Origin of the sequence: Alistipes onderdonkii (genome assembly GCF_025145285.1) — a bacterium.
In the GTDB taxonomy this organism is placed as follows: domain Bacteria; phylum Bacteroidota; class Bacteroidia; order Bacteroidales; family Rikenellaceae; genus Alistipes; species Alistipes onderdonkii.
This window is the reverse complement of record NZ_CP102251.1, coordinates 3,745,812-3,763,020: the sequence shown is the minus strand read 5'-3', so window position 1 is coordinate 3,763,020 and position 17,209 is coordinate 3,745,812. Positions and strand designations below refer to the sequence as shown.

The following is a 17,209-nucleotide window of genomic DNA, read 5'->3' as shown; positions in this document are numbered from 1 at the left end:
TTGAAAATTACGGATTATGAGATTATCGGTTTTAATAGCGGCCGTCGCGGTTTTATTCCCGGCCATGGACATGCAGGCCCAGACGGCCTCCGGCAAAAAGGTGCTCGTCGCCTATTTCTCACATAGCGGCAACACGCGCGAAATGGCGCGGCAGATTGCCGAGGCTACGAACGGGGATCTTTTCGAGATCGTCCCTCAGAGCGCCTACCCTGCGCAATACGATGCCGTTACGGCCCAGGCCAAGCGCGAGATCGGCCGGGGATACCGGCCCGCGCTGAAGGGGCGCCTGCCCGACATCGGCGCATACGACGTGGTTTTCGTCGGCTCGCCCTGCTGGTGGGGCACCGTCGCGCCGCCCGTGGCGACGTTCCTTGCCGCGTACGACTGGTCGGGAAAGACCGTTGCGCCGTTCATGACGCACGGGGGCAGCCGCATGGGCCGCAGCGAGGACGACATCGAAAAGCTCTGTCCCGGGGCTACCCTGCTGGGCGGGCTGCCGGTGCGCGGCAGTGCCGTGAAGGGCTCGCGGGATGCCGTCGGTAAATGGGTCGGTGGAATGAATTTGTCAAAATAAACGAAAACGGATGTTACGCAAAATCAGAATCACGGCTGCGGCCGTTTTCTTCACGGTGATCACGCTGTTGCTGCTCGATTTCACGGGGACGCTCCATGCGTGGTTCGGCTGGATGGCGAAGGTGCAGCTGTTGCCTGCTGTCCTGGCCGTCAATGCGGGCGTGGTCGCGGCACTCGTGTTGCTGACCCTGCTTTTCGGACGGGTCTACTGTTCGGTCATCTGCCCGCTGGGCGTCTTTCAGGATGTCGTGTCGCGGGCGGCCGCCCGGCGGCGGAAGAACCGCTTCCGCTACTCGCGGGCGCTGTCGTGGCTGCGCTACGGCATACTGGTGCTGTTCCTCGTGGCGCTGGCCGCCCATTTCAAGCCCGTGTCGAATCTGTTGGCGCCGTACAGCGCCTACGGGCGTATCGTGTCTAACCTTTTTGCGCCCCTTTACCTGTGGGGCAACAACCTGCTGGCCTATCTGGCCGAGCGAGCCGGCAGCTATGCGTTCTACACGGTCGATGTCTGGGTCAAGGGCGCCGCGACGCTGGCCGTGGCGGCCGTGACGTTCATCGTGCTGGCCGTGCTGGCATGGCGCAACGGCCGAACCTATTGCAATACGGTCTGTCCTGTCGGCACGATCCTGGGACTCGTGTCGCGCTTCGCGGTTTTCAAACCGCGTATCGACGCCTCGAAATGTAACGGTTGCGGCCTTTGTGCCCGCAACTGCAAGGCGTCGTGCATCGACGCGAAGGCGCACCGGATCGATTACAGCCGCTGCGTGGCCTGCATGGACTGTCTGGGGAAATGCCGCCAGGGAGCGATCTCCTTTTCGCGCAAACCCGCTGCCGGCCGCAAACCCGCTGCCGTGGAACCTGCGACCGTGAAGGCGGCCGTTGCGGCGGGGGAACCGGCCGATGCTTCGCGCCGCAAGTTCCTTTCGCTGGTCGGGGTCATGGCCTGTGCGACGGTCAGGGCGCAGGAGAAGAAGGTCGACGGCGGCCTGGCCGTGATCGAGCAGAAGAAAATCCCCCGGCGTACGACGCCCATTACCCCGCCCGGATCGCTCGCCGTGCGTAATATGGAGGCGCACTGCACCGGATGCCAACTGTGCGTGGCCGTGTGTCCCAACCAGGTGTTGAGGCCGTCGGGCAAGCTGATGTCGCTGATGGTACCCGAGATGTCCTACGAACGGGGTTACTGCCGCCCCGAATGTACGAAGTGTTCGGAGGTCTGTCCCACGGGGGCCATACGCCCGATCACGAAGGAGGACAAGTCGTCGGTGCAGATCGGCCACGCCGTATGGATCGCCGCCAACTGTGTCGTCAACACCGACGGCGTGGAGTGCGGCAACTGCGCCCGCCACTGCCCCGCCGGGGCTATCCAGATGGTGCATAAGGAGCCCGGGAAGCCCGACTCCCCGCGTATTCCGGTCGTGAACGAGGCCCGCTGCATCGGCTGCGGCGCCTGCGAGAACCTCTGTCCGAGCCGTCCGTTCAGCGCCATTTATGTCGAAGGGCACCAGAATCACCGTACCGTTTAATGCTTCAAACGTATGAAAGAGAAGAAAAAGATAGGCCGCCGGGAGTTCCTGAAAGTCGCAGGTACCGGTGCCGCCGTAACGACGGCGGCGTTGTATGGCTGCAAGCCCCGCACTGCGGGAAGCGCCTCTGAGGCAGACGGCGCACAGCAGGGGCAGATGACTTACCGTACCAACCCCAAGACGGGCGAACGGGTGTCGCTGCTGGGATACGGCTGTATGCGCTGGCCGACCGTCAGCAGCGGCAGCGCCCGTGACAGCGGCGACGAGATCGACCAGGAGATGGTCAACGCGCTGGTCGACCATGCCATTGCCCACGGGGTGAACTATTTCGACACTTCGCCCGCCTATTGCCGGGGGCATTCCGAACATGCCACGGGCGTGGCGCTGAGCCGCCATCCCCGCGACAAGTATTTCATAGCCACCAAACTGTCCAATTTCGCGCCCTCGACCTGGAGCCGCGAAGCCTCGATGGCCATGTACCGCAATTCGTTCCGCGAGCTGCAGGTCGATTATATCGACTACCTGCTGCTGCACGGCGTGGGCATGGGCAGCGGCATGGAGGAGTTCGAAGCCCGCTACATCGACAACGGGATGCTGGATTTCCTGCTTGCCGAGCGTGAGGCCGGCCGTATCCGCAACCTCGGGTTCTCCTACCACGGGGACATCGCGGTGTTCGACCACCTGCTTGCGCAGCACGACCGCTACAAGTGGGACTTCGTGCAGATACAGCTCAACTACGTGGACTGGAAACACGCCAAGGAGGTCAACACGCGCAATACCGATGCCGAGTACCTGTACGGCGAACTGGAGAAGCGCGGTATCCCGGCCGTCATCATGGAGCCGCTGCTGGGCGGGCGCCTTTCGAATGTCCACGACCACATCGCCGCCCATCTCAAACAGCGGCGCCCGTCGTCGAGCGTCGCTTCGTGGGCGTTCCGTTTCGCGGGGTCGTTCCCCGGGGTGCTGACCGTGCTGAGCGGCATGACCTACATGGAGCATTTGCAGGACAACCTGCGTACCTACTCGCCGCTCGACGAGCTGACCGATGCCGACAAGGAGTTTCTCGAGGAGACGGCGCAGCTGTTGCTCCGCTACCCCACGATCCCCTGCAACGACTGCAAGTATTGCATGCCGTGTCCCTACGGGCTGGACATCCCGGCCATCCTGCTGCACTACAACAAGTGCGTCAACGAAGGGAACGTCGCCACCTCGTCGCAGGACGAAAATTACCGCCGGGCGCGCCGGGCGTTCCTCGTGGGCTACGACCGCAGCGTCCCCAAACTCCGCCAGGCCAGCCATTGCATCGGCTGTAACCAGTGCGTGCCGCATTGCCCGCAGAATATCCGTATCCCGCAGGAACTGCACCGCATCGACCGGTTCGCCGAACATCTCAAACAGGATAACCTATAGGCCTTCCGGCCCCGCAGCCAGCACGGCCTGCGGGGCTCTTTTTTCGGCTGCCTCCGCCTGCGGGCGCCGTGTATCCGGGATTCCTGCGGAATGCCGCGCACTGTCTTCTGCCGGGGATCCCGCAGCGAAGCCCCCGGCGATGGTGGCTCTGCGCGCCGGCGTATGAACAGCAGGCATCTTTCCGGAGCCTGTGGCGCAGGTTTGTGCGGGCCGGAGCAAGAAGCGCGATGCCGGGCTTTCCAGTAAAGCCCGGCATCGCCTTGTCTTGGCGGGTGCGCCTACTGCGCGTCCGCCTTCGAATATTCCGAGAATTCGCACCCGAAGCGTTCCACCAGCATGTTGTCCATGGCGTCGGCCCGCAAAGCCAGGTCGACGATGTTCTTCCGGATCTCCTCCTCCGATTCGTCGGTGATGTCGGAGAGGTGTATGCGGTATGCGATGTAGATCTGGCGGCCTTCGATCCCCAGTTTATAGGGGCCGAAATCCTCGCTCAGCATGTAGTCCAGCACCGGTTCCACCTCCTTTTTGGGCAGCAGATTGATCGGCGAGGTGGAGAACAGGTAGTTGTTGTCGTAGACGAAGATGCGAATCTCCGAACTTCCCTTGTGGAATAACCACGAGTCGTAGCCGTCGCGTGCCAGCACAGGGTTGACCCCCATCTGTTCGATGGCCGATTCGACGAACCCGCCCAGAGGCGATTGTTCGCGTTCTTCGAAGACGCCTTCGGGCAGCTTGTCGCCGCACGACGGGCAATACTCCTCTTCCTGGGCGATCAGCTCCTCGCAGCTGCCGCACTGCACCTGGAATACCGTGCGGTCGAGGTCGCCGATCGTATCCAGCAGTGCGTGCAGCGTCTCGACCCGGATGCCGAAGCCCATGTTGTCGGCCTGCGTGAACTTGCTCACCGTCACGCCCACCACCCGGTTGTCTTCGTCGAGGATCGGGCCGCCCGAGTTGCCGGGGTTCACTGCGGCGTCGGTCTGGATGTAGTATTTGCCGTCCATCAGCTGCTTGGGCGACGACACCGAACCTTCGGTGATCGTGAAGGGCATGCCGTAGGGATACCCGGCGACGTAGACCTTGCGGCCGATCGTCAGCGTGTCGTCCTCGGCGAGCGAAATGTCCGGCAGCGAGGAGAAATCCCCTTCGGCCGCCAGCAGGGCGATGTCCATCGCCGGGTTTGCCAGCACGACCTTGGCCAGGTACGGGTTGCGCTCGTTGTCGTGGATGGCGACGGTGCGGAAGCCCTCGGTCACGTGGTAGTTCGTCACGAAAAGGTCATAGGCCTTGAGGTAGAAGCAACTGCCCGAGCCGCCCGAATGGGTCACTTTGAATACCGTCTTGTAAATATTGTTCTGTTCCATAGGATATACGGGTTTAGAGCGGTTATTTTTGTTGCCCGAGGGCCTGTTCCATCATTTTTTGCTGGAATTCCTGCGCCAGCCGCATGTATTCGGCCATGTCGCCTTTGGCCAGTGCCTCCTGCATCGCGGCCTGCATCTGCGCGACATGGCCCTGCATGGCGGCGGCCATCTGCTGCACCTGCTCCGCGGCGGCCGCACCGGCGATGCCCAGCTCCCCGGCGTCGAAATCCCCGTCGTCCGCCGAGAGGTCGTCCTCCATGATTTTTTCGAGTGCTTCGTACAGGATCTCCGAAGCCTCCTCCATCGTTTTCCCGGCCGACTTGCCGAGCGCCCCCGCCACGACGGCGTTCAGGTCGTCCTGCACGTCGTTGTAGTAATACATTTCGTAGAACTTGTAGAGGATGCGCACGGTGCTGCGCTCGAAATTTTCCGATTCGATGGCTTCGGTAGCCTCCTGGTACACCTCCTTGAAGTTTTCCTGCACGTTGTTGAGCGAGGAACGGCGCTTGGTCGAAACCAGCGTGTCGACCAGGTAGAGGTCGCGCGCCATCTCCTCGCGCGGCATTGCGAGCAGCCGTTCGAGGAACGCTTTGCCCTTGGCCACCAGTTCAGCCACGGGAAGCTCCTTGTCCATGTCGTCGACCGCCTTGTCGAGGTCGTTGAGCAACTGCCCCTGCGGGTGCGCGAAATAGGCGATCTTGTAGAGCGCGATGTCGATCACGTTCCACGAATAGCCGTACTTGCGTTCTGTCTCGTATTCCTTCACCGCGTCGAGCGTCTCGCGGCATGTCTGCTGGACGGCTTCGTGGATGCGCGCCACCTCCTCTTCCGGATAGGGCGTCACCTGCGGTTCGTAGCTGCGCCGGGCGCCGAACTTTGTGCAGAACTCGTCGTCGTAGCGGTCGCCGACGTGGCAGATGTTGCGCAGTATGAAGTACAGTTTGTGCGGATGGCTTTGCGACAGCGGGCAGGCGTATTCCATCATCAGTTTGTCGCCTTCCTTGCGGAAACGCGCCAGCATCAGCCGGTTGATGTTCAGGTCGGCGACCTGGCGCAGCATGGCCACACGGCCCTTTTCGGGGAGTACCAGGAAATCGGCGCTGATATACAGCCTGTCGTCCGCGATGCGGATGTTCACCAGGATGGAACCGTGCGGGATATGGAACTCCGTGCCGTCGGCATTGCCGTATTTGGTGCGGAACTCCGGGTTCAGGTGGTCGAGCAGCTGATAGAACGCCCCGAGGTAATTGCCCTCGTTGTATTGGTCTATGGCCTGCTCGTAGGCCTCCATGTTGACCTTGCTCTGGGTCGAGCCGAGGACAGGGGCGACGAATGGGTGGGTAGTTTTCATGTAGTTTTCATTATGGCAATGCCCTGTTGTCGGGGCATCGGTCATGTAAATTTAGGAAAAATCGGGAGAAAACCGCGCTCCCGGGCGAAAAACTTAATTTTCTTCGATCGAAAGCGTACCGTCTGGTTCCACGGTCACCTCGGCCTCGTAGTAGATATACGACGTTTTGCCCGCGCTGCTTTCGGTCTCCTTGCCGTCCTCGGTGAAGCGGACGACGAACGACGTATGCTGCTGCCCGAATGTCTTGTTGCGGTTGAATACCGAATTGCCTGCCGGGACATCCTCCTCGATCTGGTAGCGGCCTACCGACTTGAAGGTGTGCCCTTCGGGGAGCATGGCTTTGGCCTGTGCGATCTGCGCGGCGATTTGTGCGGCGTCGAGCTTCGTGAGGTCGATGCCGACGGTGGTTTCGTATTCGGGATCCTCGAACGTGCGCTGCACGTCGCGCAGGGCGGTCGGTTCGAGCCCGGTCATGTAGTAGGACTGCGAAAATGCCTGGTTGTCCCTGTTGACCAGTTTTACCGAGATGAGGAACAGGTTGTCCGACAGGGTTTCACCTTCCATGAACGAAAGCGAATAGACCTTGAACTTGTCGGTGTCGACACTCTTTTTGGCGATTTCGATGGCTTTGGCATAGCTTGCCTCGGCATCCGTGGGATAGCCTGTGAGCGTGGAACAGGAGCAGATCGTTGCTGCCGCGACGGTCGCAGCGAGCAGTTTGAAAGTGTGACGCATTGTCTTTCCGGTTATAAAGTTAATTAATAAAGTTTTACACGGTGAAAACCCGGAACAGGGGTGCATTGCGGGACGGCGGAGGGCATCCCCATGCGGATGCAGTGCCCTTCGAACCTCCGGATGCAGTATGCCCATACGCGGGTTGGCGCGACCCGTCTCCGGGATGGTTTATCGGAAGGATGGGCTTCCTTTTCGAAATCCCATGCATTGCAAAGCCTTGTCCTCTAATGAAGTATCCCCTATTTGCTGAAGATGGACTTGAATGTGTCGAAGGCATCGGAGTTTTCGAAGAATGCACCGCGGATGACGTAGTGGTCGGCCGGCAGCGAAATGGTGAACTCGTTCTCCTCCGCGTCGAATTTGGTGTACTCGACGTCCGGGAGCCTGAACGACTCGTTGGTTACGGCGCCTTTTTTCACCACGGGGATCGTGACCCGCTCGCCGTCGACGGTGATTTCACCGCCCTGGGCGATGAGCCTGCGCGCCTGCATGATCTCGCGTGCGGTGAATGCCAGCAGGGCGAGCCCGCCGACTACGAAGATGACCGTCGTGGCGGTGGCGCCCAGGATGGGCATGCGGCCGATGCGGATGCCGAAAGGATATACCAAGGGTACGATGACCATGCCGGCGCCGATGGCCAGCGATGAGAGCGACCCGCTGAAGGGGTTGGTCGGGGTGTAGTTGAATTTCTGCATATTATTGTAAATTTGGATGAATGTTGCCCGTTCGCGTTATCCGGCGGACTAAGCGCAGGACGCTCCTTTACGGCAGTCATGGCATGACGGTCGTATTCGGTGCAAAGTTAATTGCAGGGCACCTGTTCCAAATGGGTATATAGGGGTATATTGCGGGGGGGGATTATTTTTCAACCCGCTGGTTCTCTTTTCGTTTCATGTTCGAGAGGCGGGACAAGAGGGGGACATTTTACAATTTGGAGAGGACATCTTCCAGCGTCGCGCCCTTTGCCGAGGCCAGTTTTTCGGTGCGGATGCGCTTCAGTCGTTTTTTTACCGAGTCCTTCTCCAGGCAGACGACGCCGGCGATCTCGGCCTGTGACAGATGCATGCGTACCATGCAGCAATAGCGGATATCCTCCTCGTTCAGGGACGGGAACCGTTGGCGAAGCCGAACCGTGAAATTATCGAACACGGCGTCGGCGTGGGTGTAGATCGTCTTCCAGTCTTCATCCGACATCCGGCATTTCTTCGACTCCCCGGCCTGCTTCACCTGCGCGATGAAGCGGCTGTTGAGCTGGCGGAAGAAAGCCGTGCGCAGTTGTTCTTCCTTGCGGCGCATTTCGTCGAGCTCGTTCGCCTGCTTCATGAGGCGCTTTTGCTGGACGATCTCCCGCAGTTTTGTCCGGTGCCATATGCGCATCCCCAGCCATGCCCCGAGCAGCAGGATCGCGCCGCAGGCCAGTATCGTCCGGTATGCGAGGCGTTCGCGGAGTTGTTTCTGCCCCTCGAGGGCGGTGTTCCGGGCTTTGAGGTGCTCGTACTGCCACAATTCGCGGATGTGGAGCACATCGGCGCTGTGTATGTCGTCTTCGAGCGAATCCCTGAGGCTGCAATAATATTTCAGCGCTTCGAGGCTTTTCTTCGCCTGCCCCAGCCCTTCGTAGGCTTCCGAGGCGTGGAACGCCCACAGCGCCCGTGCGGTGAGGTCGGACGTGTCTGCGCACATCAGCCGCGAGCTGTCGATCATGCGCAGTGCCATGCCGTAGCGTCCCTGCTTGTTATATATTTCGGCCTTGGTCTTGATCCACGAAAAGCGGGCCCATTCGGGGGCGAATTCGTACCCCCGTTCCCAGTACTCCTCGGCGGCGGCATAGTCCCCGCGCCGGAGGGCGTTTTCGATCAGCATGGCCCATTTCTGGGAGGTGTTTTCGGTGATCCCCTTCTCCTCGGCCAGGCGGAGCGCCTTCAGGGCATAGTATTCCATGCTGTCGTATTTGCCGAGCCCCATGTATGCATGTGCGATGTCGCCGAGCGAGATGCAGCGCCAGCCGTCCTTGTCGAGGCTGTCGGCGTAGGCATAGGCGCGCATGGCGTGGCCGATCTTCTCCTCGAAGAGCCGTTGCTCGCCGCAGAAGACACCCAGCCACGTTTCCACTACGTAATGCCTTTGCCACTCCCCGCCGCGGGCAGCGCCTGACGGCTGTTCAGCAGCAGCGACATGGCGATTTCGGGTTGGTGGCGGAGGTTGGCGATCTTGGCTGCATAGTAATAGGCCTTGTGCACGCGGGCAAAATCCTTCGTGTGGGTGCTGTAATAGGCGAGTGCGACGTCGGAAAGCGTGTCGCCGATCATGTTTTCGCCAGCGAGCCACCGCGCCTGGGTCGAGATAAGTGCGTAGCGGGCATAGTTGCGGCGAGACAGGTTTTTCGCGGGGGCGGGGATTCCCTGCAGCAACCTCACGGCACTGTCGGGGTGTTCCATGACGATCGCCTCGGCGTGCGGGACGGCTTCGGGGATGGGCTGGCAGCCGGTGGCCGGCAGGCACAGGAGGAACAGGATGGCAAAACGGACGCAATACATGGATTAGAAGTTGTTTCGGGCGGGTGGTAAAGTACGTTGGCCCCTTTTGTCCGGTCTGCCGCCGTGCCGCTCCAAGGCGCAAATATAGTGCTTTTTGCGGTGGGACGTATTCGGTGCCTGCTTTTTTCTTGTCCGGGAGGGTTGTTGAAAAAAACGGGAAAAATAGTTGGAGATACGGATTATGTCCGTATATTTGCACTAACAAAATTGTTAAATCGAATTATTAATAAATAACAGAACCATGACAGAAACGACAAAAACCAAGGAGCAGGCGATTCTGGCGGCTGCCGAGCAGGAGTTCCTGGCCAAAGGTTTCGACGGCGCCCGCACCACGTCGATCGCGGCGGCGGCCGGGGTGACACACGCCATGCTGCATTACTATTTCCGCACGAAGGAAAATATCTTCGAGCGTATCCTCGATGAAAAGCTGCGCCTGATGGGCGAATCGGTGCTGGCGGCTTTCGGCGATCCCGCGCTGCCTTTCCTGGAGCGGATACAGGAGGGTCTTTCGCGCCACTTCGACTTTATCGCCGCCAACCCCGACCTGCCGCGTTTCATCGTCAATGAAGTCTCGTCGAAGCCCGAGCGTTACGACATGATGCGGCAGAAGATACAGCCGATCATCGGTATGCTGGTAGGCAACGTCCAGCGCGAAATGGACGGACTGGCCGCCCGGGGTGAAATCGAACGTGTGGACGTGCGGCACCTGATGCTGGATATCCTTTCGCTCAACATCTTCCCGTTCGTCGCCTACCCCATCATCCAGCCGCTTATCGAGGATGTCGTGGCGGACAGGGCCGATTTCGTCGCCCAGCGCAAACGCGAGAATATCGAGATCATCATGCGGCGCCTCAGAAAACACTGATCGACCATGAAACGAATCCTTATCCTGTGCTGCTGCTTCACGGCCGTTTTCCAGGCCCGTGCGCAGCTTACGCTCGACGAATGCCGCAGGTTGGCGCGCGAGCACTATCCCGAGATCAGGCAGTACGACCTGATCCGCCAGACCGCCGAATATACCTTGTCGAATGCCCGCCGCGCCTACCTGCCCCGGTTCGGATTGTCGGCGCAGGCCACGTGGCAGACGGCCGTCCCCGATTTCCCCGATGCGCTGACCGACATGCTTGCCCGGCAGGGCGTCGATTTCCCGGGGATGGACAAAGACCAGTATAAGTTGCAGCTGGAAATGGAACAGACGATCTGGGACGGCGGGCAGTCTTCGGCCGACAAACGGATCGCCGAGGCCGAAGCGGCCGAGCAGCGGCGTTCGGCCGATGTCGACTTCCATACGTTGCAGGGGCGTGTCGACGATCTCTATTTCGGCATCCTGCTGCTCGACGAACAGCTCCTCCAGACCGACTATACGCTCGGCCTGCTGCGCAGCAACCTCGACAAGGTACGTGCGTTGCAGCGTAACGGCGTCGCCATGCAGACCGACGCCGACGCCGTGGAGGCCGAGTTGCTCACGGTCAACCAGCAGCGGACGCAGGTCGCGGCGACGCGCGACAGTTACCGGCGTATGCTCGGGGTTTTCATCGGCCGCAGGCTGGACGGCGAGACCCTCGTGTGTCCCGACGTCGCGGAGCCCGCCTCCTTCGAGCCGGAGCGTCCCGAACTGGCGTTGTTCGACGCCCGGATCGACAAGCTCGCGGCACAGGAGGCGCAGGTCAGATCGGCGACCCGCCCCCGCTTCGGGCTTTTCGCGCAGGGATACTACGGGTATCCGGGGCTGAACTACATGCAGGGCATGATGAGCAGTGACTGGTCGTGGAACGCCATGGTCGGCGTGAAGATGTCGTGGAATTTCGGTGCTTACTACACGCGCGGCAATTCGGTCAGGAAGCTCCGTGTGGCTCAACAACAGGTCGAAGTGCAGCGTGCTATATTCTTGTTCAACACTCGCTTGCAGACTACGGAGGAGAGCGGTGAGATCGTCCGCCTCCGCAAGGCGCTGGCCGATGACGACCGCATCGTGCAGCTCCGCCGTTCGGTGCGCGAAGCCGCCGAGGCGAAGCTCCGCAATGGCGTGATCGACACCAACGACCTGCTGCGCAAGATCACCGACGAGGCGACGGCCGCCACGGCACGTTCGGCGCGCGAGATCGAACTGGCCAAAATCATCTGCGAATTGAAACATACGATAAACCGATAAACCATGAAACGAATTCTTATTTGCGCCGGCGTCCTGGTGCTGACGGCGGCATGCGGACATGAAGGCGATTTCGACGCCACGGGGACTTTCGAGGCCACTGAGGTGGTCGTCTCGGCCGAGGCGGCCGGGCGTATCCTGCGCTTCGACGCCGAGGAGGGCGACCTGCTCACGGCCGGGTGCCAGGTCGGGGCGATCGACTCCGTACAACTCTACCTGCGGAAATTGCAGCTCGAACGCAGTGCCGCGTCCGTCCGCTCGAACCGCCCCGACATTGCGAAGCAGGTGGCTTCGCTGCGCGAGCAGATCGCCAAGCAGCAGACCGAACGCCGCCGCGTGGAAAATCTGCTGAAGGACGGTGCCGCCACGACCAAGCAGCTCGACGACATCGACGCCCAGCTGAAGGTGCTCGGCAGCCAGTTGGATGCCACGCTTTCGACGCTGCGCAACAACGCCGCCTCGATCGACGAGAACTCTTCGTCCATCGAGGTGCAGATCGCGCAGGTCGAAGACCAGCTCGAAAAATGCCGGATCGTGTCGCCCATTTCGGGTACGGTGCTGGCCAAGTACGGCGAGGCCGGGGAACTGGCCTCCGTGGGGCGGCCGCTGATGAAGGTCGCCGACCTGGACAGGATCTACCTGCGGGCCTATTTTACGTCGGATCAGCTCTCCGAACTGGAGCTCGGACAGGCGGTGACCGTCACGGCCGATTTCGGCGGCGACCGGCAGGTCGACTATCCCGGCCGCATCACGTGGATTGCTTCGGAGAGCGAATTTACGCCCAAGACCATCCAAACGCGTTCCTCGCGCGCCAGCCTGGTCTATGCCGTGAAGATCGCCGTCGAGAACGACGGGCAACTGAAAATCGGCCTTTACGGCGAAGTCAAATTATGATTCCGGGTTGCCATGGCTGCTGAGAATGCCATAGAGGTCAGCGGGCTGACGAAGCGTTACGGGACGGTGACGGCGCTGGACGGCGTGTCGTTCCGGGTCGGGCGCGGGGAGTTGTTCGGGCTGATCGGCCCCGACGGCGCGGGCAAGACCACGTTGTTCCGGCTGCTTACGACGCTGCTCGTCCCCGACGCAGGATTCGCCGCGGTCGACGGGTTCGACACCGTACGCGACTACCGCCGCATCCGCGAACGCGTGGGTTACATGCCCGGACGCTTCTCGCTCTACCCCGACCTGTCGGTCGGGGAGAACCTCGCGTTTTTCGCCGCGTTGTTCGGGGTGGAAATCCGGGACAACTACGAGCTGATAGCCCCCATATACAGCCAGATCGAACCGTTCCGGACGCGCCGCGCCGGGAAACTTTCGGGCGGCATGAAACAGAAACTCGCCCTGTGCTGCGCACTCGTCCACCGTCCTTCGGTGCTCTTGTTGGACGAGCCGACGACGGGTGTCGACGCCGTGTCGCGCAGCGAGTTCTGGGATATGCTCTCCGAGTTGAAGCGCCGGGGTATTTCGATCCTCGTGTCGACGCCTTATATGGACGAGGCGCGCCGCTGCGACCGCATAGCCCTCTGCAACGAGGGGCGTGTGCTCGGCATCGACACGCCGCAGGGCATCGTGGGGACTTACGGCGATCCGCTGTACGCCCTGTCGGGCGACGACATGTACGGCCTGCTCGTCCGGGCGCGGCGGGCGCCGGGCGTCAGGGAGTGCTACCCTTTCGGCGAGGTTCACCACCTGGTCGCAACGCGGGAGTTCGACTCCGGTCGATTCGCCCGGGAGCTCGGGGCAGAGGGGTTCGGGCATGTGCAGATACAGCCGGCCGAGGCCGGGATCGAAGACGTATTCATAAAACTGATGCACCATGAATGACCCGATCATATCCGTTAGCGGACTGAGCAAGCGGTTCGGTGATTTCGTCGCCGTCGACCGCATTACGTTCGAAGTCGGGCGGGGCGAGATTTTCGGTTTCCTGGGCGCCAACGGCGCCGGCAAGACCACTGCCATGCGTATGCTCTGCGGGCTGAGCTACCCCACCTCGGGCAGCGGCACGGTCGCCGGGTACGATGTCATGCGCCAGGGCGAGCTGATCAAGCGCCGCATCGGCTACATGAGCCAGCGTTTCTCGCTGTACGACGACCTGACGGTGCTGGAGAACATGCGCCTCTACGGCGGGATTTACGGGCTGACGCGGATGCAGATACTGCGCCGGGCGGTCGAGGTGCTCGACCGGTTGGATTTCCGCTCGGAAACCGGTACGCTGGTCGGCTCGCTGCCCTTGGGCTGGAAGCAGAAGCTGGCCTTCTCGGTGGCGGCGCTGCACCGCCCCGAGGTGATTTTCCTGGATGAGCCGACGGGCGGGGTCGACCCCGTGACGAGGCGCCAGTTCTGGGAGCTGATCTACGAAGCCGCGGCCGGAGGGACTACGGTCTTCGTGACGACGCACTACATGGACGAGGCGGAGTACTGTTCGCGCGTGTCGATCATGGTCGACGGGCAGATCCGCGCCCTGGGCGCCCCCGCCTGCCTGAAAAGACAATTTGCCGCCGGGTCGATGGACGAGGTGTTCCGCATCCTGGCCCGCGGTGCAAAACGCAGCGAATAATGGGAGGGTTCTTGTCATTCGTCAAAAAGGAGATGCTCCACATCCTGCGCGACCGCCGCACGATGCTCATCGTACTGGGTATCCCCGTGATGCAGTTGCTGCTGTTCGGCTTCGCCATATCGGTGGAGATAAACAATATAGATTTTGCGGTCGTGGCTCCCCATCCGACGGCGGCGGTTCGGCAGCAGGTGGAACGTCTCGCGGCCAACCCTTACTTTACGTTCAGGGGGTATGTTACGCAGGCCGAAGCCGACGGCGTATTGCGTGCGGGGCGGGCGGATGCCGTCGTGGCCTTTGCCGGCGACTACGACCGGCTGACGGCCGATGCGGGGCGTGCGGCCCTGGGCGAAAAGGCCGTCCAGCTGGTTTTCGACGCTTCGAACCCCAACACGGCCTCGGCGGGGGCAGGTTACATGCAGAGCATCCTGCTCGCCGGGCAGCAGTCCGGGGCCGCGACGCCCGAGACGCGCCTGCTCTACAATCCGCAGATGAAGAGCGCCTATAACTTCGTTCCGGGGATCATGGGTCTCATCTTCATCCTGATCTGCGCCATGATGACCTCCGTGTCGATCGTCCGCGAGAAGGAGACCGGGACGATGGAGGTGCTGCTGGTGTCGCCCGTGCGGCCCATCCGGATCATCTTCGCCAAGATGATCCCCTATTTCCTGCTTTCGTGCTTCAACCTTGTGACGATCCTGTTGCTGGCCCGCTTCGTGCTCGGAATGCCGGTGGCCGGTTCGGTCGCCGGGCTGGTGGGCATGTCGCTCCTCTACCTGCTGCTGGCGCTGGCGCTCGGGCTGTTCATTTCGACGGTGGCGGATACCCAGGTCACGGCGATGCTCGTTTCGGGGATGCTGCTCATGCTGCCGGTCATCATGCTCTCGGGCATGGTCTTCCCCATCGAGAATATGCCCGGTGTCCTGCAATGGGTGTCGTGCGTCATCCCGGCACGGTGGTATATCGACGCCGTGCGCAAGCTGATGATCGAGGGACTGCCGTTTAGGGCCGTGCTGCGGGAATTCTTCATCCTGGCGGGCATGACGGCCGTGCTGATCGGCGTGGCGCTCAAAAAGTTCAACGATAAACTCGAATGACGATGCGTACGTTACTCGTTCTACTCGATAAGGAGTTCCGGCAGTTCTTTCGCAACCCGTTCCTGCCGAAGATGGCCGTCATGTTCCCGCTGATGGTGATGCTGGTCATCCCGTGGGTCACGACGCAGGATGTGCGCCATGTGGGCGTGGCGGTGGTCGACCACGACCGCACGGCGGCCTCGCGGCGGATATTGCAGAAGATCGGCGCTTCGGATTACTATACGCTGTACGACGTGGCGGACAGTTACGCCTCGGCGCTCGGGGCGCTCGAAGAGGGCTGCATCGACGTGATCGTCGAGATTCCCGACGGTTTCGAGCGTTCGGTCGCCACGGGGACGCCCCGGAAGGTCAGCATCTCGGCCAACGGCGTCAACGCACTCAAGGGGAGCCTCGGGTCGCAGTATATGGTGCAGACTGTGATGCAGACCCTCGCCGAACTGCGTGCGGAGAAAGGACTGGCGGCAGGGCCCGACCCGATCGCGGTGCAGAACCGCTACAACCCCACGCTCGAATACCGTTTCTACATGATTCCCGCGCTGATGATCATGCTGCTGATCATGATCTGCGGGTTCCTGCCTGCGCTGAACCTCGTGGGCGAAAAGGAGAAGGGCACCATCGAACAGATCAACGTCACCCCGGTCGGCCGCTTTACCTTTACGCTGGCGAAACTGGTGCCTTACTGGGTGATCGGCCTCGTGCTGCTCGCGTTCGCCATGCTGCTGGCATGGGTCGTCTACAGGCTGGTGCCCGTGGGTTCGTTCGGCGCCATCTGTCTGGCGGCCGCGCTCTTCATCCTTACGATGTCGGGCATCGGCGTGGTGATCGCCAACAATTCCGACACCATGCAACAGGCGATGTTCGTGATGTTCTTCTTCGTGATGCTCTTCGTGCTGATGAGCGGCCTGGTGACCCCCGTCGAGTCGATGCCCGGCTGGGCGCAGTGGATCACCCGCTTCCTTCCGCCCCGCTATTTCGTGGGGATCATGCGTGCCGTCTACCTCAAGGGTACGACGTTCGCCGAATTGTGGGGCGATTATGCCGTGCTGGCCGTTTCTGCGTCCGTGTTCGGCCTGCTGGCGGCCCTGACCTACCGCAAGCGGATGTAACGGCACGCCGTGTCCCGGGAATAACGGCCCGCCCGGCAGGACGGCCATCCTGCCTCCGGAGCGACGGTGATACGACCTGGGAATCGAACCTAATACTTTCCGATTATGAATAAAGAAGCTATCTTGAATGCCGCCTGCGAACTCTTCCTCCGCGAAGGGATGCAGAAACTCACTATGCGCGCCATCGCCAGGGAAATCGGCATCCCCAAACAGGAGTTGTGCAGTCTCTTCGCGGGGAAGTGGGAGCTGGTCGGCCAGAGCGTGGCCGCCCGGCTGCAAAAGGAGGACGCATACTTCGACTCGGTCTGTGCGGCCGCCCGGAACCCGATGGACGCCCTGCTGCGCATGTCCGCCGCCATGTACGACGCCTTCGATGCGATGGGCTGGGAATTCGCCGAGGACGTTTCCTATTATCCGTCGGCGATCGACGCGCTCCATGCCGAACGGCGTGCGCTCCGCAAACGCCAGCGTGCCGTTTTCATGCGGGGCGTCGATGAGGGGTACCTGCTCGGCGAGGCGTATTACGGGTTGCTGGAAAAACTCTTCTGGCAGAATTTCTCCGTCGGCAACCGCGACCGCGAAGCTGCGATGCGCATGCTCTTTACCGTCGTGCGCGGTTCCGCCACCGCGAAAGGCTGGCAGGAGGCCGAACTGGTGCGGCAGGAGATGGGACTGGGCTACTGACGGCGTGCCGGGCAGCGGGTTGCCCCGGCATGCCCCTGCCCGGAATCCTGCCCGGAATCCCCGCCCCGGAATGAAGCGAAGAAGCTGGCTTACAACCCCGTTTTTATACGATTCCACCCCCGT

17 protein-coding genes are annotated in these 17,209 nt (G+C 61.5%); 11 read left to right on the top strand and 6 right to left on the bottom strand.

Features of this window, described 5'->3' with window-relative positions; genetic code table 11:
* Positions 1-16: 16 nt before the first annotated feature.
* From NQ559_RS15555 to NQ559_RS15545, 3 genes are read left to right on the top strand one after another with little or no spacing between them, the layout of a single operon-like run.
* Positions 17-574: a flavodoxin gene (locus NQ559_RS15555; RefSeq protein ID WP_018695881.1), complete on the top strand. Its 558-nt coding sequence runs from the start codon at positions 17-19 to the stop codon at positions 572-574.
* Between the two features lie 10 nt (positions 575-584).
* A complete protein-coding gene (locus NQ559_RS15550; protein ID WP_018695882.1) occupies positions 585-2,099 on the top strand; it encodes a 4Fe-4S binding protein in 1,515 nt (504 codons plus the stop codon).
* 12 nt (positions 2,100-2,111) lie between these two features.
* Entirely contained in the window at positions 2,112-3,509 is a 1,398-nt protein-coding gene (locus tag NQ559_RS15545) for an aldo/keto reductase (RefSeq protein ID WP_018695883.1), read from the top strand.
* A 278-nt stretch (positions 3,510-3,787) separates the two neighbouring features.
* Here NQ559_RS15545 and NQ559_RS15540 read toward each other — a convergent pair whose 3' ends face one another.
* The 6 genes from NQ559_RS15540 to NQ559_RS15515 all read right to left on the bottom strand — a co-directional run bounded on the left by NQ559_RS15540 (position 3,788) and on the right by NQ559_RS15515 (position 9,496).
* Positions 3,788-4,873: a serine protease gene (locus NQ559_RS15540; RefSeq protein WP_018695884.1), complete on the bottom strand. Its 1,086-nt coding sequence runs from the start codon at positions 4,871-4,873 to the stop codon at positions 3,788-3,790.
* Positions 4,874-4,895: 22 nt separating this feature from the next.
* Positions 4,896-6,224 carry a T3SS (YopN, CesT) and YbjN peptide-binding chaperone 1 gene (locus NQ559_RS15535; RefSeq protein WP_018695885.1) on the bottom strand — a complete coding sequence of 443 codons (1,329 nt, stop codon included), beginning with the start codon at positions 6,222-6,224 and terminating at the stop codon, positions 4,896-4,898.
* Positions 6,225-6,317: 93 nt separating this feature from the next.
* Positions 6,318-6,959: a hypothetical protein gene (locus tag NQ559_RS15530; RefSeq protein ID WP_018695886.1), complete on the bottom strand. Its 642-nt coding sequence runs from the start codon at positions 6,957-6,959 to the stop codon at positions 6,318-6,320.
* Positions 6,960-7,198: 239 nt separating this feature from the next.
* Positions 7,199-7,654, bottom strand: coding sequence for an Hsp15 family protein (locus tag NQ559_RS15525; RefSeq protein WP_018695887.1), 456 nt, complete (start codon positions 7,652-7,654; stop codon positions 7,199-7,201).
* 229 nt (positions 7,655-7,883) lie between these two features.
* Positions 7,884-9,071, bottom strand: coding sequence for a tetratricopeptide repeat protein (locus NQ559_RS15520; protein WP_018695888.1), 1,188 nt, complete (start codon positions 9,069-9,071; stop codon positions 7,884-7,886).
* Positions 9,071-9,496: a hypothetical protein gene (locus NQ559_RS15515; protein WP_018695889.1), complete on the bottom strand. Its 426-nt coding sequence runs from the start codon at positions 9,494-9,496 to the stop codon at positions 9,071-9,073. The genes NQ559_RS15520 and NQ559_RS15515 overlap by 1 nt, the downstream gene beginning before the upstream one ends.
* A 241-nt stretch (positions 9,497-9,737) precedes the next feature.
* Here NQ559_RS15515 and NQ559_RS15510 point away from each other — a divergent pair, with 241 nt between their 5' ends.
* The 8 genes from NQ559_RS15510 (at position 9,738) to NQ559_RS15475 (ending at position 17,086) form a co-directional block, all read left to right on the top strand.
* A complete protein-coding gene (locus NQ559_RS15510) occupies positions 9,738-10,361 on the top strand; it encodes a TetR/AcrR family transcriptional regulator (RefSeq protein ID WP_018695890.1) in 624 nt (207 codons plus the stop codon).
* A gap of 6 nt (positions 10,362-10,367) precedes the next feature.
* Entirely contained in the window at positions 10,368-11,648 is a 1,281-nt protein-coding gene (locus NQ559_RS15505; protein WP_018695891.1) for a TolC family protein, read from the top strand.
* A gap of 3 nt (positions 11,649-11,651) precedes the next feature.
* On the top strand, positions 11,652-12,539 hold the full coding sequence (locus tag NQ559_RS15500) for an HlyD family secretion protein (RefSeq protein WP_018695892.1): 888 nt from the start codon (positions 11,652-11,654) through the stop codon (positions 12,537-12,539).
* Between the two features lie 12 nt (positions 12,540-12,551).
* The gene (locus tag NQ559_RS15495; RefSeq protein ID WP_018695893.1) at positions 12,552-13,469 is read left to right on the top strand and encodes an ABC transporter ATP-binding protein; all 918 of its coding nucleotides are present in this window, start codon (positions 12,552-12,554) and stop codon (positions 13,467-13,469) included.
* On the top strand, positions 13,462-14,202 hold the full coding sequence (locus NQ559_RS15490; RefSeq protein ID WP_018695894.1) for an ABC transporter ATP-binding protein: 741 nt from the start codon (positions 13,462-13,464) through the stop codon (positions 14,200-14,202). The genes NQ559_RS15495 and NQ559_RS15490 overlap by 8 nt, the downstream gene beginning before the upstream one ends.
* A complete protein-coding gene (locus tag NQ559_RS15485) occupies positions 14,202-15,296 on the top strand; it encodes an ABC transporter permease (protein ID WP_018695895.1) in 1,095 nt (364 codons plus the stop codon). The genes NQ559_RS15490 and NQ559_RS15485 overlap by 1 nt, the downstream gene beginning before the upstream one ends.
* Positions 15,297-15,298: 2 nt before the next feature.
* Complete coding sequence (locus tag NQ559_RS15480; RefSeq protein ID WP_026318372.1) at positions 15,299-16,402, top strand: ABC transporter permease; 1,104 nt, start codon at positions 15,299-15,301, stop codon at positions 16,400-16,402.
* A gap of 105 nt (positions 16,403-16,507) precedes the next feature.
* Complete coding sequence (locus NQ559_RS15475; protein WP_026318373.1) at positions 16,508-17,086, top strand: TetR/AcrR family transcriptional regulator; 579 nt, start codon at positions 16,508-16,510, stop codon at positions 17,084-17,086.
* The last annotated feature ends 123 nt before the right edge of the window (positions 17,087-17,209 follow it).